General features: G+C 68.8%; 20 protein-coding genes. 13 read left to right on the forward strand and 7 right to left on the reverse strand.

Annotated elements, in window-relative coordinates:
• Nucleotides 1-54 precede the first annotated feature (54 nt).
• From PFX90_RS04765 to PFX90_RS04815, 11 genes are read left to right on the forward strand one after another with little or no spacing between them, the layout of a single operon-like run.
• Nucleotides 55-621 carry a hypothetical protein gene (locus tag PFX90_RS04765; protein ID WP_285711245.1) on the forward strand — a complete coding sequence of 189 codons (567 nt, stop codon included), beginning with the start codon at nucleotides 55-57 and terminating at the stop codon, nucleotides 619-621.
• 37 nt (nucleotides 622-658) lie between these two features.
• On the forward strand, nucleotides 659-1258 hold the full coding sequence (locus PFX90_RS04770) for a flagellar basal body-associated FliL family protein (RefSeq protein WP_285711246.1): 600 nt from the start codon (nucleotides 659-661) through the stop codon (nucleotides 1256-1258).
• Entirely contained in the window at nucleotides 1255-2199 is a 945-nt protein-coding gene (locus tag PFX90_RS04775) for a flagellar motor switch protein FliM (RefSeq protein ID WP_285711247.1), read from the forward strand. Before PFX90_RS04770 ends, PFX90_RS04775 begins: the two co-directional genes overlap by 4 nt.
• The gene (locus PFX90_RS04780; RefSeq protein WP_285711248.1) at nucleotides 2196-2528 is read left to right on the forward strand and encodes a FliM/FliN family flagellar motor switch protein; all 333 of its coding nucleotides are present in this window, start codon (nucleotides 2196-2198) and stop codon (nucleotides 2526-2528) included. Before PFX90_RS04775 ends, PFX90_RS04780 begins: the two co-directional genes overlap by 4 nt.
• Nucleotides 2529-2546: 18 nt before the next feature.
• Complete coding sequence (locus PFX90_RS04785) at nucleotides 2547-2834, forward strand: flagellar biosynthetic protein FliO (RefSeq protein ID WP_285711249.1); 288 nt, start codon at nucleotides 2547-2549, stop codon at nucleotides 2832-2834.
• 53 nt (nucleotides 2835-2887) lie between these two features.
• Complete coding sequence (fliP, locus tag PFX90_RS04790; protein WP_285711250.1) at nucleotides 2888-3652, forward strand: flagellar type III secretion system pore protein FliP; 765 nt, start codon at nucleotides 2888-2890, stop codon at nucleotides 3650-3652.
• Complete coding sequence (locus PFX90_RS04795; RefSeq protein WP_285711251.1) at nucleotides 3649-3921, forward strand: flagellar biosynthetic protein FliQ; 273 nt, start codon at nucleotides 3649-3651, stop codon at nucleotides 3919-3921. The genes fliP and PFX90_RS04795 overlap by 4 nt, the downstream gene beginning before the upstream one ends.
• On the forward strand, nucleotides 3918-4718 hold the full coding sequence (locus tag PFX90_RS04800; protein ID WP_285711252.1) for a flagellar biosynthetic protein FliR: 801 nt from the start codon (nucleotides 3918-3920) through the stop codon (nucleotides 4716-4718). Before PFX90_RS04795 ends, PFX90_RS04800 begins: the two co-directional genes overlap by 4 nt.
• On the forward strand, nucleotides 4711-5844 hold the full coding sequence (locus PFX90_RS04805; protein ID WP_285711253.1) for an EscU/YscU/HrcU family type III secretion system export apparatus switch protein: 1134 nt from the start codon (nucleotides 4711-4713) through the stop codon (nucleotides 5842-5844). The genes PFX90_RS04800 and PFX90_RS04805 overlap by 8 nt, the downstream gene beginning before the upstream one ends.
• Nucleotides 5845-5881: 37 nt before the next feature.
• Complete coding sequence (fliD, locus tag PFX90_RS04810) at nucleotides 5882-7318, forward strand: flagellar filament capping protein FliD (RefSeq protein ID WP_285711254.1); 1437 nt, start codon at nucleotides 5882-5884, stop codon at nucleotides 7316-7318.
• Nucleotides 7319-7330: 12 nt separating this feature from the next.
• On the forward strand, nucleotides 7331-7696 hold the full coding sequence (locus tag PFX90_RS04815; RefSeq protein ID WP_285711255.1) for a hypothetical protein: 366 nt from the start codon (nucleotides 7331-7333) through the stop codon (nucleotides 7694-7696).
• A 38-nt stretch (nucleotides 7697-7734) separates the two neighbouring features.
• Here the strand turns inward: PFX90_RS04815 and PFX90_RS04820 are convergent, their stop codons facing one another.
• The 5 genes from PFX90_RS04820 to PFX90_RS04840 form a co-directional block, all read right to left on the reverse strand.
• Complete coding sequence (locus tag PFX90_RS04820; protein ID WP_285711256.1) at nucleotides 7735-8613, reverse strand: alpha/beta fold hydrolase; 879 nt, start codon at nucleotides 8611-8613, stop codon at nucleotides 7735-7737.
• 67 nt (nucleotides 8614-8680) lie between these two features.
• Nucleotides 8681-10159, reverse strand: coding sequence for a lipopolysaccharide biosynthesis protein (locus PFX90_RS04825; protein WP_285711257.1), 1479 nt, complete (start codon nucleotides 10157-10159; stop codon nucleotides 8681-8683).
• A complete protein-coding gene (locus tag PFX90_RS04830) occupies nucleotides 10152-11249 on the reverse strand; it encodes a GNAT family N-acetyltransferase (protein ID WP_285711258.1) in 1098 nt (365 codons plus the stop codon). Before PFX90_RS04830 ends, PFX90_RS04825 begins: the two co-directional genes overlap by 8 nt.
• Nucleotides 11250-11380: 131 nt before the next feature.
• A complete protein-coding gene (locus tag PFX90_RS04835; RefSeq protein ID WP_285711259.1) occupies nucleotides 11381-12493 on the reverse strand; it encodes an S-(hydroxymethyl)glutathione dehydrogenase/class III alcohol dehydrogenase in 1113 nt (370 codons plus the stop codon).
• A gap of 19 nt (nucleotides 12494-12512) precedes the next feature.
• The gene (locus PFX90_RS04840) at nucleotides 12513-12698 is read right to left on the reverse strand and encodes a C1orf53 family protein (protein ID WP_285711260.1); all 186 of its coding nucleotides are present in this window, start codon (nucleotides 12696-12698) and stop codon (nucleotides 12513-12515) included.
• Nucleotides 12699-12836: 138 nt separating this feature from the next.
• Here PFX90_RS04840 and PFX90_RS04845 point away from each other — a divergent pair, with 138 nt between their 5' ends.
• Together PFX90_RS04845 and PFX90_RS04850 are read left to right on the forward strand one after the other, a co-directional pair.
• Complete coding sequence (locus PFX90_RS04845) at nucleotides 12837-15269, forward strand: M1 family metallopeptidase (RefSeq protein WP_285711261.1); 2433 nt, start codon at nucleotides 12837-12839, stop codon at nucleotides 15267-15269.
• Nucleotides 15266-15775 (forward strand): DUF6702 family protein, encoded by a 510-nt coding sequence (locus PFX90_RS04850; protein WP_285711262.1) that lies wholly within the window; start codon nucleotides 15266-15268, stop codon nucleotides 15773-15775. The genes PFX90_RS04845 and PFX90_RS04850 overlap by 4 nt, the downstream gene beginning before the upstream one ends.
• Here PFX90_RS04850 and PFX90_RS04855 read toward each other — a convergent pair.
• Both PFX90_RS04855 and PFX90_RS04860 read right to left on the reverse strand, forming a co-directional pair.
• Nucleotides 15772-17955 carry a putative bifunctional diguanylate cyclase/phosphodiesterase gene (locus PFX90_RS04855; protein WP_285711263.1) on the reverse strand — a complete coding sequence of 728 codons (2184 nt, stop codon included), beginning with the start codon at nucleotides 17953-17955 and terminating at the stop codon, nucleotides 15772-15774. The genes PFX90_RS04850 and PFX90_RS04855 overlap by 4 nt on opposite strands.
• Nucleotides 17956-18094: 139 nt before the next feature.
• Nucleotides 18095-20374 (reverse strand): fused MFS/spermidine synthase, encoded by a 2280-nt coding sequence (locus PFX90_RS04860; protein ID WP_285711264.1) that lies wholly within the window; start codon nucleotides 20372-20374, stop codon nucleotides 18095-18097.
• Nucleotides 20375-20471: the final 97 nt, after the last annotated feature.

The raw sequence follows: 20471 nt of genomic DNA on the forward strand, positions 1-20471 counted from the left end.
AATTCGCATACATGGCCAAGACGCCCCCCGCTTCGCCTCGCGCGGAGCGCCTGCGTGGATCGCGGCGATGCTGCTCGTCCTCGCCCCGCTCGCCGCTTCTTCCGCCGCCCCGCCGAACCGCGCCTGGCGAGCGCCGCCCCGGCCGCGCCGCAGCTCGAATCCGCCATCGCCCAGGTCGGCGACATTCGCGAGGCGCTGCGCAATGCGCGGCCCGCGATGACGCTCACCCATGCCGAGTTCGGGGCGGTGTCGCTCCGGCTCGAACAGGCCGCGCCCGACCAGTGGCGCGCGGTGCTGGCGAGCCGCGATCCGGGCTTCGTCCCCGCGATCCACGCCGCGCTCGAGACCCGCGCCCTCGCCGTTGCCGCCGACACCGCGGCGAGCTTCTCCGGCCATTCCGGCGCGCACCACAATGGCACATCAGACCAGCGCTACGGATCATCCCCTAATCAGGGCCAAGGATCGCCTCAACCATACCTGGGCCAATCGGGAGCCCGAGACGGCGAGGCTGCGCCGGACCACCGCCGCCCCTCCACCGCTGCCGCACTCGCGGCGCGCGGGAGCGGCGAGGCGGAGGACGCCGCAGCCTCCTCCTCGGCATCGGGCGGGCTGTTCGCCTGATCGCCGGCGGCGCGACACGACATGGAGCTGACAGGGCATGGCGAAGGGTAAGGAAAAGGCGGAAGGCGGCGAGGGCGGCGGCAAGTCCGGCAAGGGCGGGATCGTCAAGATCGCGCTGGGCGCGGTGCTGCTGCTCGGCACCGGCGCGGGCGGGGCTTACGGCGCCTATGCCATGGGCCTGTTCGGCGAGGCCGGCGGCAAGCACGAGGTCGACGAGCCCAAGCTGGTGCTCAAGGACGAGGAAGACCCCTACGCCCCGCCCTCCAAGGACAAGGACAAGGAAGGCGCCCACACCGTCCACGGCGAGGGCGGCAGCAAGTATCGCACCGCCTATTATTCCTTCGAGGAGCCCTTCACCTCCAACCTCGCCGATTCGCCCGGGCTGATCCAGGTCGAGATCGCGGTCTCCACCCGCCGCGATGGCCGCGTGCTGCAATGGGTCAAGGTGCACGAGCTGGCGATCCGCTCGGCGATCCTCGGCCAGCTCGCCGCGACCACCGAGGCGGAGGCCTATGATGTCGAGGGCAAGAAGAAGCTCGCAGGCCGCCTGACCAAGGCGGTTAATCAGGTGCTCGAGGAACAGGAAGGCTTCGGCGGGATCGACGCGGTCGTGTTCAAGGGATTCCTCGTCCAATGAGGATGGGAAGCGATTTCACGCCCGCGCGGGCGGCGGCGGTGCATTGCCCCGAGCTGACCACGCGCGGCCCCCGCCCCGAGGAAAGCGCCGCATTGCTGGCGGCATGGCGGCGCGATCTGGCGCGGCTGCTGGCCGACGACCTTTCGGGCCTGCTCTCGGGCGACCGGCTCGATGTGAACATCACCGAGCCCGAGCGGCTGACCGGTGCCGACGCGCTGCGCCGCATCGGGCCGCTGGCCGCCAACAGTCTGATCCGCTGCGGCGCCACGGCCGAGACCGCTCTGCTCAGCTTCGATTTCGCCACCGCGATCGCGCTGACCGACCGCAGCTTCGGGGGTGACGGTCGGGTAAGCGGCCACGTGCCCGAGGCCCTGCCGCGCTCCGCCGCGCTGCTGGTCGAGGAGACCGCGACGATGATCGCGGGCGCGATCACGGCGGCAAGCTACGGCGACATGCCGCCGCCTGCGGGGGGCTCCACGCGCGGCGAAGTGATCGTGCGCAGCGAGAGCGCGGCGCGCCTCAAGCCCTTCGCGCTCGATGCCCAGACCTTCTTCTTCGTGCTCGAGATCGCCAACCGGCAGGGCTGCACCTGGCGCGCGGCGCTCGCCGTATCGGCCGAGCGCATGGCGCGGCTGCTCCCCGGCAGCGGGCGTCGCCTGCGCCCGCGACCTGCGCGCGTGGCGGCGAGCCCCTTCGCCGCGCCCTTTGCCGAGGTGCCGCTGGCGCTGCACGTGGTTCTCGCCGAGTTCGACCTCTCGCTGGCGCGCCTGCAAAGCCTCAGCCCCGGAGACACCATTCCGCTCGCGATGGGCCGGCAGGTGCCGCTGTTCGCGGGCGAGACGCTGGTCGCCCACGGCGCAGTCGGCACCGCCGAGGACCGCATGGCGATCCGCCTGACCCGCATTCCCCAATCCGCATCACCTGAAGGGCTCGCACCATGACCGCTTACCAACCCGCCGCTTTCGCGCGCTTCGGCGATGTTGCCGTGCGCCTCTCGGTCGAGCTCGGCCGCACCGAGATGCCGCTGCGCGAGGTGCTGATGCTGGGCGAGGGGAGCACCGTGACGCTCGACCGGCTGACCGATGAACTGCTCGATGTCACCGCCAACGGCCGCGTGATCGCGCGCGGCGAGGTGGTGGCGGAGAAGGGGCGCTTTGCCTTGCGGATCGTCAGCCTCGTGGGCGAGGACGGGCAGGACGTCCCGCCCTCGGGCGAGGTGGCGGCGCCCGTTCCGGCTGAGCCTCCCGTCCCCTCCGACGACGCGCTGTAAGCGGGCGAGGGTCGCGCCATGCTCGAATATCTCCTGCGCCTTGCGCTGCTGCTGCCGGTTCTGGCGGGGCTGATCTGGGGGAGCCTGTGGCTGACCCGCTGGCTCCAGACCCGGCTCGGCCAGACCCCGGGCGCGGGTGGCGGGCGGCAACTGCAACTTATCGAGACCAGCCTGATTGCCCCCGGCATGAAGCTTGCCGTGGTGCGCTTCCGTGACCGCGAGATCCTGCTGGGCTGCACCCGGCAGGGCCTTGTCAGGCTGGGCGAAGCGCCGGCCACCGCCTCGGTTCCTGCGGAGAGCGAGTGATGCGCCTGCCCGCGATTCTGCGCGCAGTGGCGCTTTGCCTTGCCGCGTTAACCATGTTCTGGGCGGTCCCCGATCTCGCCCACGCCGCCGCGCCCGCTGCCGCCGTTCCCGCTCCCGATCCGGTAGCGGCGGGCGTGGGCGCGGCGGTGGAGCGGGCGCTGGGTGACGAGGGCGCGGGCGATGACAGCCCCTTGAGCATGTCGCTCCAGTTGCTGGTGGTGATGGGCCTCCTCACCATCCTGCCCGCGCTGGTGCTGATGATGACGAGCTTCCTGCGCATTCTGGTGGTGCTCTCGATCCTGCGGCAGGCCTTGGGCTTGCAGGGCTCGCCGCCGGGGCAGGTGCTGGCGGGGCTCGCGCTGTTCCTCTCGCTCTTCGTCATGGCCCCGACCTTGGACGTCGTGAACGCGCAGGCGATCGCGCCCTATGCGACCGGCGCGCTCTCCGCCGACGCCGCGATCGGCAAGGCGGGCGAGGCCTTCCACACATTCATGATGGCCCAGACCCGAGAGGCGAACCTCATCATGTTCACCGACATGGCCGGCGGCGGCAAATTCGCGAGCGGCGCGGAGGTGCCCTTCTCGATCCTGCTGCCCGCCTTCGTGACGAGCGAGTTGGAGACCGCCTTCCAGATCGGCTTCATGATCTTCCTGCCCTTTCTCGTGATCGACCTTGTCGTCGCGAGCGTCCTGATGAGTCTGGGCATGATGATGCTTAGCCCCACGATCATCTCGCTGCCGTTCAAGCTGCTGCTGTTCGTGCTGGTCGATGGCTGGGCGCTGCTGATGGGCAGCCTCGCCCTGAGTTTCTCGACATGACCGAGGACACACAGCTCCTCGCATTGGCCGACCAGACGCTGTGGGTGACCGCGCTGATCGCCGGGCCGGTGCTGATCGCGACGCTGATCGTAGGCCTTGTGGTGGGCATCATCCAGGCCGCCACTTCGGTCAACGAGCAGACCCTCAGCTTCATCCCCAAGCTCGCGATCACCGCGCTGGTCTTCGTCGTGCTGGGCGCAGCGATGATGGGGCTGCTCGCCGATTTCACCCGCGAGATCATGGCGCAGGTCGCCAGCCTGTCCCGATGAACGTCCTCGACCTCGGCTTCGGCAGCCTCGAGGCGCAGCTGTGGGTGATCCTGCTGCTCTCGATCCGCAGCGGCGCGGCGCTGATGGCTGCGCCGATGATCGGGGGGACGGCGGTGCCGGTGCAGCTGCGCATCCTGCTGTCGGTGGTGCTGGGCTATTTCGTGGCGAGCTGGGTGCCACTCCCCGCGCCCCCGCCGATGCTCAGCATCGCCGCCGTGCTGGCGGTGGTGCAGGAGATCGCGGTCGGTCTGATGCTCGGCTTCGTGCTCCAGATCGCCTTTGCCATTCCGCTGATCGCCGCCGAGCAGATCGCGGGCACGATGGGCCTTGCCATCGCCACCTCGATCGACCCGTCGAGCGGCGCGCAGTCGGGCGCGCTGGGCACCTTCTTCGGCCTCGTGATGAGCCTCCTCTTCTACGCCACTGGCGCGCACCTCTTGTGGTTCGAGTTGCTCACGACAAGCTACCGCCTGCTCCCCGCGGGGCAATTCGCCTTCGGGGCGTGGCGGGCGGAGAGCGTGGTGCTTTTCATGGGCTATGGCCTTGCCACCGCCGCCGCGATTGCGCTGCCGGTGGTGCTGGTGCTGCTGCTGGTGCAGATCGTTACCGGTCTGATCGCGCGCTCGGCCCCGTCCCTGAACCTCTACGCCCTCGGGCTTCCGGCAGGGGTGATCGCGGGGATCGCGGCGATGATCATCGCGCTGCCCGTGATGACGGCACAGATGCGCGGCGCCATCGAAGCCGCGCTCGAACAGACCGAGGCGCTGATCCAGCCACAGGGGGCGCCCAATGGCTGAAGAGACCGCCGGCGAAAAGACCTTCGCCCCGACCCAGAAGCGGCGCGAGGATGCCGCCAAGAACGGCGATGTCCTGCGCTCGCGCGAACTGGCGACGCTGGCGGCGACCGGTGCGGGGGCGCTTGGGCTCTATGCGCTGGGATCGTGGCTGGCCGAGGGGATGGCGGGCGTCGCGCGGGCGGGTTTCCGGTTTGACCGCGCCGCCTTGGACGCCTTCACCCCCGGCGCGATCATGGGCGACGCCGCGCTCGCCGCGCTGCCGCCGGTGCTGGCGCTGGGGGCGATTGTCGCGCTCGTCACCACCGCCTCGCAATTGCTGCTGGGGCAGGACGGGCGCTGGATCGCGGGCAATGCGGGCTTCAAGGGGCGGCGGATCAATCCGCTCTCGGGCTTCAAGCGCATCTTCGGCACCCAAGGGCTGATCGAACTCGGCAAGGGCCTCGCCAAACTTGCCCTTCTGGGAGGCATCGCCTGGGTCTGGGCCAAGGGCCGCGTGCCCGAGCTGCTGGCGCTCGGCGCGATGCCGCTGGAGGCGCAGGTCGCGCGGTCGATCGATGCGATCACCTCGCTGGCGGGCGCGCTGCTGATCGGCCTCGTGGTGATCGCCGCCATCGACTACCCGCTCCAGCGCTTCCAGCGCGACAAGCGCCTCAAGATGAGCCTTCAGGAAGTACGCGACGAGAACAAGCAGTCCGAAGGCTCGCCCGAGATGAAGTCGGCCCGCCGCCAGCGCCAGCGCGATCTGGCACGCGGGGGCGTCGCCAAGGCGATGCAGGACGCGCAGTTCGTGATCGTCAACCCGCTGCACTTCGCGGTGGCGCTGACCTATGACCCCAAGCGCGCTCCCGCTCCGCTGCTGCTGGCGAAAGGCCGGGGCGAGACCGCGCTGGCGATGCGCGAGATCGCGGCGGAGCAGGGCCTGCCGGTGCTCGAATATCCGAGCCTTGCCCGCGCGGTCTATTTCACCACCCGCCCGAACCAGATGGTGCGCGAGGAGCTCTACATCGCGCTCGCCTCGCTGGTGGCCTTCGTCATGGCCCTGAAGCGCGGCCAACGCCCGCGCCGCCCGGCGATCGAGGTGCCCGAGGGCCTGCGCTTCGATGGCGACGGGAGGGCCGAAAAGTGATCCTTAAACATCCCGCCAAACACCCGTCCTGACGATCATGGAAAACCCAGGTTCCTCGATCATTTCCGCACTCGGCGCCGGCAGCGGTGTCGACTTCATCAAGCTCGGCTCGGACATCTCCGCGGCGAGTTTTGCCGCCCAGCGCGGGCAGATCACCGCGCGGCAGGAGGCGCTGACCGCGCAGGTTTCCGCCGCCGCGCAGTTGCGCAGCGCGATCACCGGGCTGGCAAGCGCCCTGGGCGACCGGGTCCGCACCGGCGATCTTGCGCCGCGAGGCAACGTCGCCAACGCCGCGGTCGCCACCGCCACCATCCCCGCGGGCGCCTCGCCGCGCGGCAGCTTCAGCCTCGAGGTCACACAGCTGGCGAGCGCGCAGACGCTGGTCAGCCGCCCGCTTGCCAGCCGCGATGCGCTGGTGGGCGAGGGCACGCTGACCCTGCGCATGGGCACGATTGCCGGCGCCAGCTTCACCCCCGATGCCGCGCGCGCGGCGATCGATATCACCGTGACCGACACCGACACCCTCGCCACGCTCGCCTCCAAGATCGCTAGCGCGAGCGGCGGGGAGATCACCGCCTATGTCGCCACCGGCACCTCCGGCGCGCAGCTGGTGATGAAGGGCAAGGACGGCGCGGCCAACGGCTTCATCCTCGAAGCGGCGAGCATCAACGATCCGGCGGCGAACGAGGCGGGCGATCTCAGCTATTTCGGCTGGACCGCGGGCAGCACCAACGCGACCCTCAACCAGACCGCGCGCAATGCCACCTACCGGCTCGACGGGGTGGCCGCGACCAGCCCCACCAACAGCATCACCGGCCTGCCCGGCGGCTTCGGCCTCAACCTCACCGGCACCAATACCGGCGCAGCCACCACGGTGAGCTTCACCACCGACAGCAGCGCCTATACCTCGGTGATGCAGGACTTCGTCGCCGCGCTCAACGATATCGTCGGCCAGATCAACGACCTCGCCGCGCCCGTCGGGGGCGAGCTCGGCAGCGATCCGGGCGCGCGCGAATTGCGCCGCGATCTGGCGGGCCTTGCGAGCCGCGTGGTGATGCCGGGCGCGGCCACGGGCGAGCCGCGCACGCTCGGCGACCTCGGCCTGTCGCTGAACCGCGACGGCACCTTCAAGCTCGACAATGCACGCCTCACCCGCAGCCTCGAGACCAGCCCCGATGCGGTCGCGGCGATGTTCACCACCGGCGCGAACGGCGTCTTCGCCACGGTCGACCGCTTCGCGCGCGAGAACAGCCTGACGACCGACCCCGCCTCGCTCGGCGGGTCGCTGAAGCGTTACGAAACCCAGCAGGCCGCGGCCGCCGAGCGCCTCGCCAAGATCGCCGAACAGCAGGAGGCCCTGCGCGAGCGGCTGACGCGCGAATTCACCGCGTCCGAACGCCGGGTCGCGGCCTCGCAGTCGACGCTGACCTTCCTGCAGCAGCAGATCGACATCTGGTCGAACCGCGACAATTAAGGGGTCCTTCCGATGCAGATGCTCTCCCGCAACCCCGCCGCCGCCTATCGCCGCGTGACGCTCGACGCGCGGATCGAGGCGTCGGGCGGCGGGGATCTCACGCGCATCTGTCTGGAGGAAGCGCAGGCCGCATTGGGCCATGCGCTGATCGCGATGGAACGCGGTGCCCCGCCCCCGCGCGAGGCTCTGACGCGGGCGCAGACGATCATGCTGTGGCTCGCCAAATCGGTCGCCCCGGAACACCCGCTGGGGGCTAGCCTCAAGGCCTTCTATGGCGGGCTGGCCGGGCAGGTGGGGGCGCAAATCCTACAGGCGGATGCGCGGGCGGTTGCGGAAATCCGAAAGGATATCAGCGATGTGCTGGAGGCTGCGGGCTAAGCTGAGGCCAATGTTTCACGTAGAACATTCGGGAAACATTACCCCTCCCCGATAAACTCCCCGATGATCCGCGCCGCATCCGCCGGGTCCTGGAACGGGTGGAAGTGGGTCATGTCGGGCCGGTAGAGGTCGCTCCCCTGCGGCATCCGCGCCGCGAGTTCGGGCCAGGTCGGTGAGCTCTTGAAATCCTGAAGCGTGGTGCTCTTGGCGCGCACCACCAGCACCGGGATATCGACGCGGGTGGCCGCCTCGAGAATGCCGGGATTGCTGCGGCTCGAGGCATAGACGCTCGCCTCGACCTCGGGAGCGCAGGCGAGTTCCATGCCTTCACCATTCGCGGCGGGGACGAGGCCGTGGCGGCAATAGTCCTCGAACACTTTGGCGTCGAACAGGTCGTAGGGATCGCGGGTGGCGAAGCGCTCGATCATCGCCTCAGGCGAAGCAAAGTCGCGCTTGCGGCGGATCGCGGGGTGGGGGTTGTCGGGGGTGTAGAGCGCTTCGGCGGGGGCGTAGAATTCGGGGGCGAGGATCACGGGGTCGAAAAGCACCAGCTTGGCGAACCGGCCCGGGTTGTCCGCGGCGACCTGAAGCAGCGTGTGCGCGCCCATTGAATGGCCGATGCCGACCGCGCCAGTTATACCTGATTGTGCAAGAAAATCAGAGACATCGCTCGAAAGCAGCCGCCAGTCGTCGATCGGGGCGGCGCGCGACAAGCCGTGGCCGCGGATGTCGATGGCGTGGACGGGATGCGCCGGAAAGCGCTCGGCAATCGCGTCCCACACCCGGCCGTGAAAGCCGGTGGCATGGGCGAAGACCAGCGGCACGCCGTCACCCTCTGAGGCCCATTCGTGCACGGCAAGATCGATGCCGTTGACGGGGTAGAAGCGGGTGTGCGGAGCGGGGCGGGCCGTGGTCATAGCCTCGCCCAACCTTATCGCTGCCCCCAAGTCAATCAGGCGCTTTTGAGAGGGCAGGGCCCCCCGCTCATTCGGCCGGCGCAGGCTCCGGCTCGTTCCCGCCGCGGTTGCGCGCGAAGTTAAGCGCCTCGGCCAGGCGATCGGGGGCGATGATGTTGAGCGCGCCGAGATAGAGCGCCACGCCGATCGGCACCGCGATCCCCAGCGCGACCCAGTCGGGCACGGGCGGCATCCCGCGCAGCACCAGCCACACCCCGCCCGCCATGGCGAGCGCGGCGGCGAGCGGGGGGATCAGCGCCCGGGCGAGGCCGTCCAGCTGCAAGCCGATGATCCGGCCCGACAGCCTCACCGTTAGCGCAGTCAACACCGCCATCCCGCCGACCCAGCTCCACGCGAAGCCCTTGAGGCCCCAGTGCGAGCCGATGAAATAGGCCGCCGTCATCACCACGCTGCCGATCACGTTGATCCGCAGCGCCGCCATCGGCACGCCGCGCGCGTTGGTGGCGGGGGCGAACAGGATCTGGAGCGTCATCATCGCCATCGCGCCCGCGAGGATCGGGAGCAGGGGGATAATCTCGTGCCATTGCTCGCCCACAAGCACCGGCACCAGCACCGGGGCGACCACCGCGAGGCCCGCATAGGCCGGGAGCGCGATCAGCATCACGAGGCGGATGGTGGCCAGCAGCGCCGTCGCGCCCAGTTCGGGCTGGCGCGAATAGGCGGCGTAGGCGACCTCGTTGATCGGCGGCACGAACTTGGCGGCGAGCAATTGCGCGAGGAACAGCCCGGTGGTGTAGACGCCCAGCGAATGCGGATCGAGCACGCGCCCGGCGATCATCACGTCGGCCTGGCTCTGGACGAACCAGAACAGCTGGGTCGCGGTCATCACTCCGCCGAAGCCGGCGATGTGCCCTGCGCCGGCAAAGCGGAACGAGGGGCGGATCGGCGCGCGCGCGGCACGGGTCATGCCGATTGCCTCGGTGAACATCATCACCAGCGGCGCGCAGACCAGCGTCCACACCCCCCAGCCCGAGAGCGCTCCGGTGAGCGCGGTCCCCGCCCCCGCAATCGCCGCGACAAGGCGCACCTGCGCGGGGCGGCGGAAGTCCATCCGGCGCGACATGATCGCGTGCGGCAGCGCGGTGAAGGGGATCGCGAGATAGAGCAGCGACTGCACCCGCAGCATGTTCGCGACCATCGGCTGCTCGAACCACATGGCGACCAGCGGGGCGGCGAGGAACTGGATCAGCGCGAGGCCGCCGTTCAGCAGCATCAGCATGCCCAATGTCTGCCGTAGGCGCTCCTCGGTCACCTCCGCCTCGCGGATCAGCGCGCTCGCAAGGCCATAGCCGTTCATGGTGTTGAGCAGCACCAGCATCACCTGCGCCATCGCGAACAGGCCATAGTCCTGCGGGGCGAGCAGGCGGATGACGATCAGGGTCGAGGCCCAGGACACGATCTGCGTCCCGATCTGGCTGCCTGAGCGCCAGATCACCGCGGTCCGAACCTGCGCGGCGAGCGATGAGGTGGTGCCGGGCTCAGCCATGGGCGAGGCTCCGGGCGGGGCGGGGTTCATCGCCGAGCGTCGCGCCCCAGAACCGGGCGAGGACGCGCGCTGCGGTGCGGCTTTTCACGAACAGCAGGTCGACGAGGTCGTAGCCCGCCACCGCGCCCATGTCGCGCTTGTAGCCGCTGTCGCCCGCGCCGAGATCGACCGTCGCCGCCCCGGCTTCGAAGGCGTCGGTGACGGCGCGGTGGTTGGCGAGCTTGCCGACCTCGGATTTGGCGAAATCGCTGCGGAAGGTGCCCGCGATGCCGAAGCGCACCGGCCCGTCGTCGCAATCGAAGCTGAAGGCGACCGCGCGGCCGGCCACGGTGAGGATCGTCGCGCAGAGCATATCGGCCAGCACCGGATCGGCGAGCACCGCGAGCCACGCGGCGCGGCGCTGCGGGGCCATGAACTTGGCGCCGCTGCCGTCGGTCTTGCTCGCGATCCAGCTGGCGGCTTCGACTGCGGCGAGCTCCTCGAGCACGGTGTCGCTCCAGTCCGCGCCGCGGATGATGCGCCATTCGACGGGGCCGTGGGAGGCCAGGCGGCGCTCGATCCGGGCGAGGCGCGAAGCGGTCGATCCGCGCGGCCAGCCGCCCTGCTTGCGGGCGGCGTCGAGGTCGATCACCCAGCTCGTCCCCGCAGGGCGCGCGAGCACGCTCCAGCCCGCGCGGCGGGCGGCATCGGTCAGGCGGTGTGTGGCGGGGCAATCGGCGCGGGCCGGGCCCACGCGCCACACGGGGCCGAGGCTCGCAGCCGCCGGATGGCCGAGCGCCTGGGCGAGTTCGAAGCTCGAGCAGTCGGGGGCGATCAGCGGACTGCGCAGCGGCCAGTAGCTGCCCGGCACCTTGCGCGCACCCGCGATCGCGGGGCCGAAGGGGGCGGTGGGGATCGCGGCGATCGGCGTGCCGTCCTCGCGCTCGACGACCAGCGTGCGCAGGCTCTCGGGCGCGCCCTCGGCATACCATGCGGCGCGCAGGAAGCCGTGGCCGGCCAGATTGCGCGCGGCCAGCGCGTCAAGCGCAGGCGCAGCGCCCGTGCTTGCCGCGACCGTCAGGTGGCCCGCTGCAATCCTGCTTTCGTACATGTTTCAACCTGCTGCGGCGGTGCGCCGCGGCATCGGCCATAACGCGCGCGTGTAACCACCGGGTTAACCACACGGCCCCTTATGCGCGCAAGCGAGGAAACCTTCAGATATTCAGAAGGTTGAAGGCGCGCCTAGAACACCACGACCGAACGGATCGACTTGCCTTCGTGCATCAGGTCGAAAGCGGTGTTGATCTCTTCAAGGCCCATGACGTGGGTGATCATCGGGTCGATCTCGATCTTGCCGGTCATGTACATGTCGACGATCTTGGGCACGTCGGTGCGGCCCTTGGCCCCGCCGAAGGCCGTGCCGCGCCAGTTGCGGCCGGTGACGAGCTGGAACGGGCGGGTGGCGATTTCCTTGCCCGCTTCGGCGACGCCGATGATGACGCTGGTGCCCCAGCCGCGGTGACAGGCTTCGAGGGCCGTGCGCATCACTTCGGTGTTGCCGGTGGCATCGAAGGTGTAGTCCGCCCCGCCATCGGTCATCTCGACAACCTTGGCGACGACCTCCTCACGGCTCATTCCGGCGGAATTGAGGAAGTGGGTCATGCCGAAGCGCTTGCCCCATTCCTCGCGCGCGGGGTTGATGTCGACGCCGACGATGAGGTTCGCGCCGGCCAGCCGCGCGCCCTGGATGACGTTGAGGCCGATCCCGCCGAGGCCGAAGACCACGACATTGTCGCCGACCTGCACCTTGGCGGTGTTGGTCACCGCGCCGACCCCGGTGGTGACGCCGCAGCCGATGTAGCAGGCGCTCTGGAAGGGCGCGTCCTCGCGGATTTTCGCCACCGCGATTTCGGGGAGCACCGTGAAGTTCGAGAAGGTCGAGCAGCCCATGTAGTGGTAGATCGGCTGGCCCTTGTAGCTGAAGCGCGTCGTGCCATCCGGCATCAGCCCCTTGCCCTGCGTGGCGCGGATCGCTGTGCACAGGTTGGTCTTGCCGCTGAGGCACGACTTACACTGGCGGCATTCGGGGGTGTAGAGCGGGATCACGTGATCGCCCGGCTTCACGCTGGTCACCCCCGCACCGACTTCGCGCACGATCCCGGCGCCTTCATGGCCCAGCACGCTCGGGAAGATGCCCTCGGAGTCGAACCCGTCGAGCGTGTAGGCGTCGGTGTGGCAGATGCCCGTCGCCATGATCTCGACCAGCACTTCGCCGGCCTTGGGGCCCTCGAGATCGAGCTCGACGATTTCGAGCGGCTGCTTGGCGGCAAAGGCAACGGCGGCGCGGGTCTTCATGGGATTGGTCTCCGGGTAGTCAGCGGCGCGTCGGTACTGCCTCATGGCCGTAAGGGCAATGGCGGCACGCCGATCCGCAGCACTTGCCGCGCGCGAGGTGCGCGACGCGGGTGAACACGGTGTAGCCGGTTTCGGGGTCGCGATAGGTGCTCTCCCCGCGCGCGCAGGCGGCTTCGTGCAGGGCGGTCCATTCGGGCTCGGTCATCGCCTAGGCCCGATAGCGGGCAAGTGTCCGCTTTGCCATGCCGCGCGGCGATTTGCCGCATCCCGCACCATAGCTGCTTGCGTGACCGGACAATTTGCGCTTTCTCCCCCGCCTGCCATTCGCGCCGGAGAACCCGCCTTGCGTTTCGTTCTGTTCCTTGCCGCCCTGTTCCTCGCCGTCCCCGCTTCCGCCCAGAGCGTGCAGCAGACCAAGGGGGATTTTCAGGACAAGTTCCGCCAATTGGACGAGGTGCTGCCCGATCCCAACACCTACCGCAACGCGAGCGGCGCGCCGGGGCACGAATACTGGCAGCAGAAGGTCGATTACGACATCAAGGCGACGCTCGACGAGGCCAAGCGGCGGCTGACTGCGCGCGCCACGGTGCGCTACACCAACAATTCGCCCGACGCCCTGCCATGGCTGTGGATGCAGCTCGACCAGAATATCTTCCGCCGCGATTCGATGGCCGAGCTGACCGACGTGTTCGGCGGCGCGGGCCGCCGCGGGCCCAAAGTCACGCTGGGATCGGGGAGCGAGCCGACCAAGCTCTCTTTCGAAGAGCTGCGCCGCCAGCAGGCGATGGCCGACAACGACTATGGCTATGACATCCAGTCGGTGACGCTGAACGGCGCAGCCCTGCCGCACACCATCGTCGGCACGCTGATGCGGATCGACCTGCCGCAGCCGCTCGCGCCCGGCGCGACGGTGGAGTTCGCGATGGAATGGGCGTTCAACATCGTCGAGGAAGACGCGGTCGTCGCGCGCTCGGGCTACGAAAACTTCCCCGATGATCCGAGGAAGGGCGGCAACGACATCTTCCTCCTCGCCCAGTGGTTCCCGCGCATGGTCGTCTATTCGGACTATGAAGGCTGGCACAACAAGGAGTTTTTGGGGCGCGGCGAGTTCACGCTGGAGTTCGGGGACTATGCGGTCGAGATGACCGTGCCCAATGACCACATCGTCGCTTCGACCGGGGTGCTTCAGAACCCCGATGCGGTGCTGACCGCCGCCCAGCGCCAGCGGCTCGAGAGCGCCAAGAGCGCCGCCGCGCCGGTGTTCGTCGTCACGCCGCAAGAGGCCGCCGCGGCCGAGGCCAAGGGGCCGACCGGCAGCAAGACCTGGCGCTTCACCGCGACCAATGTGCGCGATTTCGCCTGGGCATCGAGCCGCAAGTTCATCTGGGACGCGCAAGGCGTGAAGCAGCCGGGCGCGGAGAACGAGACAGTGCTCGCCATGAGCTTCTGGCCCAAGGAGGGCGGGGAGCTGTGGCGCAAATATTCGACCGCCTCGATCGCGCACACGCTGAAGGTCTATTCGCGCTTCAGCTTCGACTATCCCTATCCCACCGCGCAGTCGGTCAACGGCCCGGTGGGCGGGATGGAATATCCGATGATCACCTTCAACGGACCCCGGACGATCCTCAACAAGGACGGCAGCCGGACCTATACGCTCGCCGCCAAGACCGGGCTCGTCGGCGTGGTGATCCACGAGATCGGGCACATCTACTTCCCGATGACGGTCAATTCGGACGAGCGGCAGTGGACCTGGATGGACGAGGGGCTCAATTCCTTCCTCGATTCGGTTGCGGGCTACGAATGGGATCCCAAGATGCCGTGGAGCCGCAGCCTGCCGCGCGACATGATCCCCTACATGGTCTCCTCGAGCCAGCAGCCGATCATGACGCAGTCGGATTCGATCACTGATCTCGGCGCCAATGCCTATGGCAAGCCCTCGGCCGCGCTCCACCTGCTGCGCGACACGATCATCGGGCGCGAGCGGTTCGACTTCGCGTTCAAGGAATATGCCCGCCGCTGGAAGTTCAAGCGCCCGACCCCGGCGGACTTCTTCCGCACCATGGAGGAGGCGAGCGGCACCGATCTCGACTGGTTCTGGCGCGGGTGGTTCTACACCACCGACCATGTCGATATCAGCCTCGATTCGATCTACCGCCTGAAGATCGACAGCAAGAACCCCGACATCGACCTGCCGCGCCGCCGTCAGGAGCGCGAGGACGAGCCCGAGCCGGTGGGCATCGGGCTGGATCGCCAGCAGAACCTGCCGATCTGGGTGCTCGAGAACCCGGGTGTCACCGATTTCTACGACAAGAACGACGAGTTCACCGTCACGCCGAAGGACCGCAAGGGCTACACCGAATTCCTCGACAGCCTCGTGCCGTGGGAACGCGCGGCGTTCGAGCGGGCGGTGAAGGAGGACGCGAACTACTACGTCCTCAACTTCACCAACAAGGGCGGGCTGGTGATGCCGATCATCCTCGGCCTGACCTTCAAGGACGGCAGCACCGAGAAGCTCATGATCCCCGCCGAAATCTGGCGCCGCAACGCGCGTGAGGTGGCCAAGCTGCTGGTCTTCCCCAAGGGCAAGGAGCTGGTGCAGGTGGTGCTCGATCCCGAATGGGAGACGGGCGATGCCGACATCGAGAACAACCACTACCCGCGCCGCATCATCCCGAGCCGGATCGAGACCTTCAAGGACGAGCAGTCCAAGGCGCGCGTCTCGCGCGACCTGATGGGCGAGGCGGCGGGGGCCGAGCCGGACAAGAAGAAGAAATGATCCGCCGCCTGTTCCTGCTGCTGGCGCTGCTCGCCGCTCCGCTTGCGGGCGGGGCGGTGGCCTTCGCGCACCAGCAGAAGATCGCGATCACCACGGTCTCGCTCAACAAGCGCACCGGGATGATCGAGATCGCGCATCAGGTGCCCGTGCACGATGCCGAACACGCGCTCGTCGCGCAGGGGATCAAGACCCCCGACATCATCGGCAGCGAGAAGAGCCGCGAGGCTTTTGCCGCCTATGTCACGCGGCGCTTCCTGTTCGAGGTCGACGGCGCGCCGGTCACCCCTTCCTATGTCGGCAGCGAGATCGATGGCGGCAGCCTGTGGGTCTATCAGGAGGTGCCCGCGCCCGCTGGCGATAACGCGCTGCTGCGGTTCAATTCGCAGATCCTCACCGACGTCTGGGCGCGGCAGGAGAACCGGGTGAACATCGGCGGCGGCACGTCGCCCGAAACCTTCATCTTCCACGCCGACACGCCCGTCCGCGAGGCGGTGCTGAAGCGTTAGGCGCGCTTGCGTTCGGCGTCGTCCGCGGCGCCGAAACGCTCCTGCAAGGCATCGAGCAGCATCGGTCGGCCATAGCGGTAGCCCTGCACATGGCGGCAACCGATCGCGCGCAGGAAGGTCTCCTGCTCCTCGGTCTCCACCCCCTCGACCACCACGCGCAGGCCCAGCGAGTGGCCCATCTGCACGATCGCCTGGATGATCAGCCGGGCCTGATGGTCCTGCTGGATCGCGGCGATGAAATCGCGGTCGATCTTGACCTTGTGGATCGGGAAGGCACGCAGGTGCGTCAAAGACGAGAACCCCGTCCCGAAATCGTCGAGGCAGATCGTGAACCCGCAATCGTCGAGCATGTCGAGCGACTGGCGCAGGTGCCCGCCGGCATCGAGCAGCATCGTCTCGGTCACCTCGATCGAGATGTTACGGGGGGTGAGCGGGCTGTCGTCGATCACGTCGATCAGGTGCCGCACGAAGTCCCCGCGCCTCAGGTCGGCGTCGGACAGGTTGATCCCGATCCGCGCTTCCGGGCCGAACAGCGCGAGGATCGCGGGGCCGTCGGCGACCACCTGGTCGAGCATCACGCGGCTCACCCGGCGTGAAAGTTCGGGGTCGAGCAGCGCGGAGAAAACCTCGCTTGCGGCGATGATACTGCCGTCTTCATCGCGCAGCCGCAGCAGCGCCTCGACCGAGACGACGCGGCCCGTGGCGAGTTCGACGATTGGTTGATAGGCCGCGATCGCGCGGCCCGCGTTGAGGGCGCTGCGCAGGCGCGCGATGGCGTTCTGGCGTTCGGACTGGCGCGCCTCAATCTGCTCGTCCCAGCAGATCACCGCGCCGCGCCCGGCTTCCTTGCCGCGATAGAGCGCGAGGTCGGCGCGGCGCATGATCTCCTCGCTGCTGCCCGCCACCTCCATCCGCGCCACCCCGCAGGTCGCCCCGATCCGCAGCATCGCGGTGCCGAGCGGCGGCATCTCGCCCAATTCGGCGATCAGGTCGTCGAGGAAGGCGGTCACTTCGGGCAGGGTCATGGCGGGCGGGAACAGCAGCGCGAATTCGTCGCCGCCCCAGCGCGCGAGGAACACGCCGCTCGCGGTGCGCAGCTGCAACTGGCCGGCGATGGTCTCCAGCACCCGGTCGCCCACGAGGTGCCCGAGGGTGTCGTTGACGTCCTTGAACCCGTCGAGATCGAGCAGGGCAATCGTCACCGGCTCCTCCCCTGCGCGCTGCATCGCGCGGGCCAGCCGCTTGTCGAAGCTCGCGCGGTTGTAGAGCCCGGTCAGCCGGTCGCGCTCGGCCGCGCGCTTCAGGGCGACGTTGCGCAGGTGCTCCTCGGTGCAATCGAGGACGATGCCCGCGACGCATTCGGGCTCGCCGTCGACATCGACGCGCTCGCCCACCACCCGGATCCGCCGCGCTTCGCCGTCGCTGCGCAGGATCGTGGTCTCGAACATGAAGGGCTTGCCGTCCTCGAAGGTGTCGTCCATCGCCTTGCTGACCATGGCCCGGTCCTGCGGCTGATAAAGCTGCACGACATCGCGGACATTGATCGAAGGGCCCGGCTCGAGCCCGGTGATGGTCCAGACCTGATCGGACCAGTGCAGCTGCCGCGTTTCCATGTCGACCCACCAGCTGCCGACATTGACCGCGCGTTCGGCCTGGCGGAAGATCTGGCTCGACTGCTTGAGCGCGGCATTGGCGGTGCTCAGCGCGCGGGTGCGGGCGTGGAGCGCGATCGATTGTTCGGCGAGTTCGGCGAGCATCGCCAGCGGGGCGATCTGCTCGGGCCGGAAGGCATCGGGCTCGGGCGCGATGCAGCACAGGGCGCCCAGCAACAGGCCCTCGTCCGAGCGGATCGGCACGCCGAGATAGGACCGGACGAAGGGCGCGCCCGTGACCAGCGGATTGTCGGCAAGGCGCGGGTCGAGCCGCGCATCGGCGATTAGCATCGGCTGCTCGCTGCGGATGCAGACCGCGCAGAACGAATCGCCGATCGGGGTCTCGGCAAGGTCGGTCCCGGTGCGCCCGAGGAACCACTGGCGCTCGGCCTCGACCACCGAGAGCAGGGCGATCGGGCAGCCGAGCATGGTGCTCGCCAGCAGGGTGATGCGCGAGAACAGGTCGCGGTCGGGAACCGCGTCGAGCCCGAGGCTGCGGATGGCGTCGAGGCGCAGGGATTCGGTCACGATGGCCCCTTTGCGGCGGGAGCCCTTAACAAAGGGTAGGGCCGAAGCCTCGGTTCAACGCAAGGGGTAAGAGCACTTTCCGATTGATCGGAAAGTGCTCTGGATTCGTGGCGGGCCGACCACAAGGCCGGCCCGCGCCTCACCAGCCGAGCTTGCGGCGCAGCGGATCGAGGATGTTCGAGAAGTCGTCGGTCCACGTCCGGAAGTCGGCCGGCACGCGGGTCTTGGTCCACGCGGGATCCTCCGCGATGTTGCCCACATCCGCCGGGCGGCGCGCGACCACCGCGACTTCGACCGGGGCCTTCAGCGTCTCCATGAAGTCGCCCGTGGTCTTGGGATCGTCGTTGCGGTGCCAGGTCGCGAGCCCGGCATCGCGCGCCGAGGCCGCGACCACGTGGCTGAGCTTCATGTTGCGGTTCGAGATGTTGAAGATCAGCATCCCGCCCGGCGCCAGCTTCGAGGCATACATCGCCACGGCTTCCTTGGTCATGAGGTGCACCGGGGGCGAGGAGGAGGAGAAGGCGTCGAGCATGATGAGATCATAGCCGCCCGGCTCGTCCGCCAGCGTCAGTCGGCCATCGCCCACGATCGTGCGTGCGCCCGGGGTGCATTCGCTGAACGAGCGGAACACTTGGCGGTCGCGCGCGATGCGCACCACTTCGGGGTCGATCTCGAAGAAGTTCCAGGTCTCGCCGGGCTGTGCGTGGCAGGCGAGCGAACCCATCCCCAGCCCGACCACCGCGACCTTGCCGAGCTTGCCGCCCCGCACCTGCCGCGCCTGTTCGATCGCCTGATGATAGGCGCCGCCGAAGTGGAAATAGCTCGCCGGCTCGGGCCGCCCGGTCAGCGGGCTGCCTGCCGCATCGGCAACACGCTCGGCCCCGTGCAGGACGTTGCCGTGCTGGAGGAAGCGGCCCTGTCCGTTCGGGGTCTGGAAGATCGAATGCACCGCGAAGAACGAACGGGTGCGCATGGCCATCTGCGCAGGGGTCGCGACCATCACCGCCACCGCCATCGCGGTGATCGCGGCGGTCAGCAGGCGGGCGGGGCGCGCATGGGAGAAGATGGTCAGCACCACGGCGACGATGAAGACGGTGATGACCGCCTGTCCCGGGAAGCTGTCCTGGTTGAGCACCCCGCGGTCGGCGAGCAGGAAGGGCACCAGAGCGACGGCCAGCCCGGCGGCGACCCACAGCGGGTTCGCCTTGCCCAGCCACCCGCGCACATCGGCGCGGCACAGCAGCACCGCCACCACCAGCAGCGGGAATTCGAGCAGCCCCTCGAACAGCAGCGGCGCGGCGAGCGAGGCCAGCGCCCCGCCGATCACCCCGCCGAGCGACATGAAGAAGTAGAACTGGGTAAGATGCGCCACCCCCGGCCGGCGGGCGTAGAGCTCGCGGTGGCACAGGATCACGCTCACCGTGAAGAACACGAGGTTGAGCGCGAGCAGCGCGTAGAACGGAACGCTGCGGATGAAGGGCAGGCTCGCGATGATGGCGGCCAGCAGCACCGGCTGGGCGCGCAGCAGGACCCTGTGAAGCCGCTCGCCCCCTTCGCGGAAGGCGACCGAGAAGGTCACGAGATAGAGCGCCAGCGGCGCGACCCACATCAGCGGCACCGCGGCAACTTCGTTGGTGATGTGCGTGGTGGTGGCGACCAGCAGCGCCGAGGGCACCAGCGACAGGCCGATCCAGCCGAGGCGGTCCTTGAGGCTGACCGGCGCGGCGCTCTCGGCGCTCGCGGCGGCAGCCTGTTGCGCCGCCGCGGGCGCGGTCTCCGGGCGCAGGAACAGCGCCGCTGCCGCGATGCTCACCAGCAGCGCGCCGAAGCCCGCGCTCCACAACGAGGATTGCCCGGCGAGCGGCAGGGTCTGCTCGATCACCAGCGGGTAGGACAGCAGCGCCAGCAGCGAGCCGATGTTGGAGGCACCGTAGAGGAAATAGGGGTCATCGGCATGGGGGTGCCCGGTGCGGGCGAACCACGCCTGGAGCAGCGGGCCATTGGCCGAGACCGCGAAGAACGGCAGGCCGACCGAGACGGTGAACACCCCGATCAGCCACAGCGCCTGGCCGTGCTCGGGCGGGGTGCCCCAGTCATCGCCGAAAGCGATCGGCAGGCCGGCGATCAGCACCACCACCATCAGCGCAAGATGGACCAGCGCGGCCGCGCGCGGGTCGAGCCAGCGGGTGAGGCCGTGGGCATAGGCATAGCCTGCCAGCAGCACGGTCTGGAAGAACACCATCGCCACCGACCACACCGCGGGCGTCCCGCCGAGCGTCGGCATGACCATCTTGGTGAACATCGGCTGCACCCCGAACAGGAGGAAGGCCGAAAGGAAGATGGTGAGCGTGTAGACCGGCAGCGCCAGCCGGGTATCGCGGATGCCCGCCCGCCCGGAAAGGCCGGAAGGCGCCGTCATCGTCGTCGTCATCGCTATGTGCCCCACAGAAGAGATGTATTCTTGTATCATCGCCTATGGGCACAACCCCTAACACGGGGTTAAGCATGATCCCGCT

It is taken from the genome of Erythrobacter oryzae (genome assembly GCF_030271515.1).
Lineage (GTDB): Bacteria > Pseudomonadota > Alphaproteobacteria > Sphingomonadales > Sphingomonadaceae > Erythrobacter > Erythrobacter oryzae.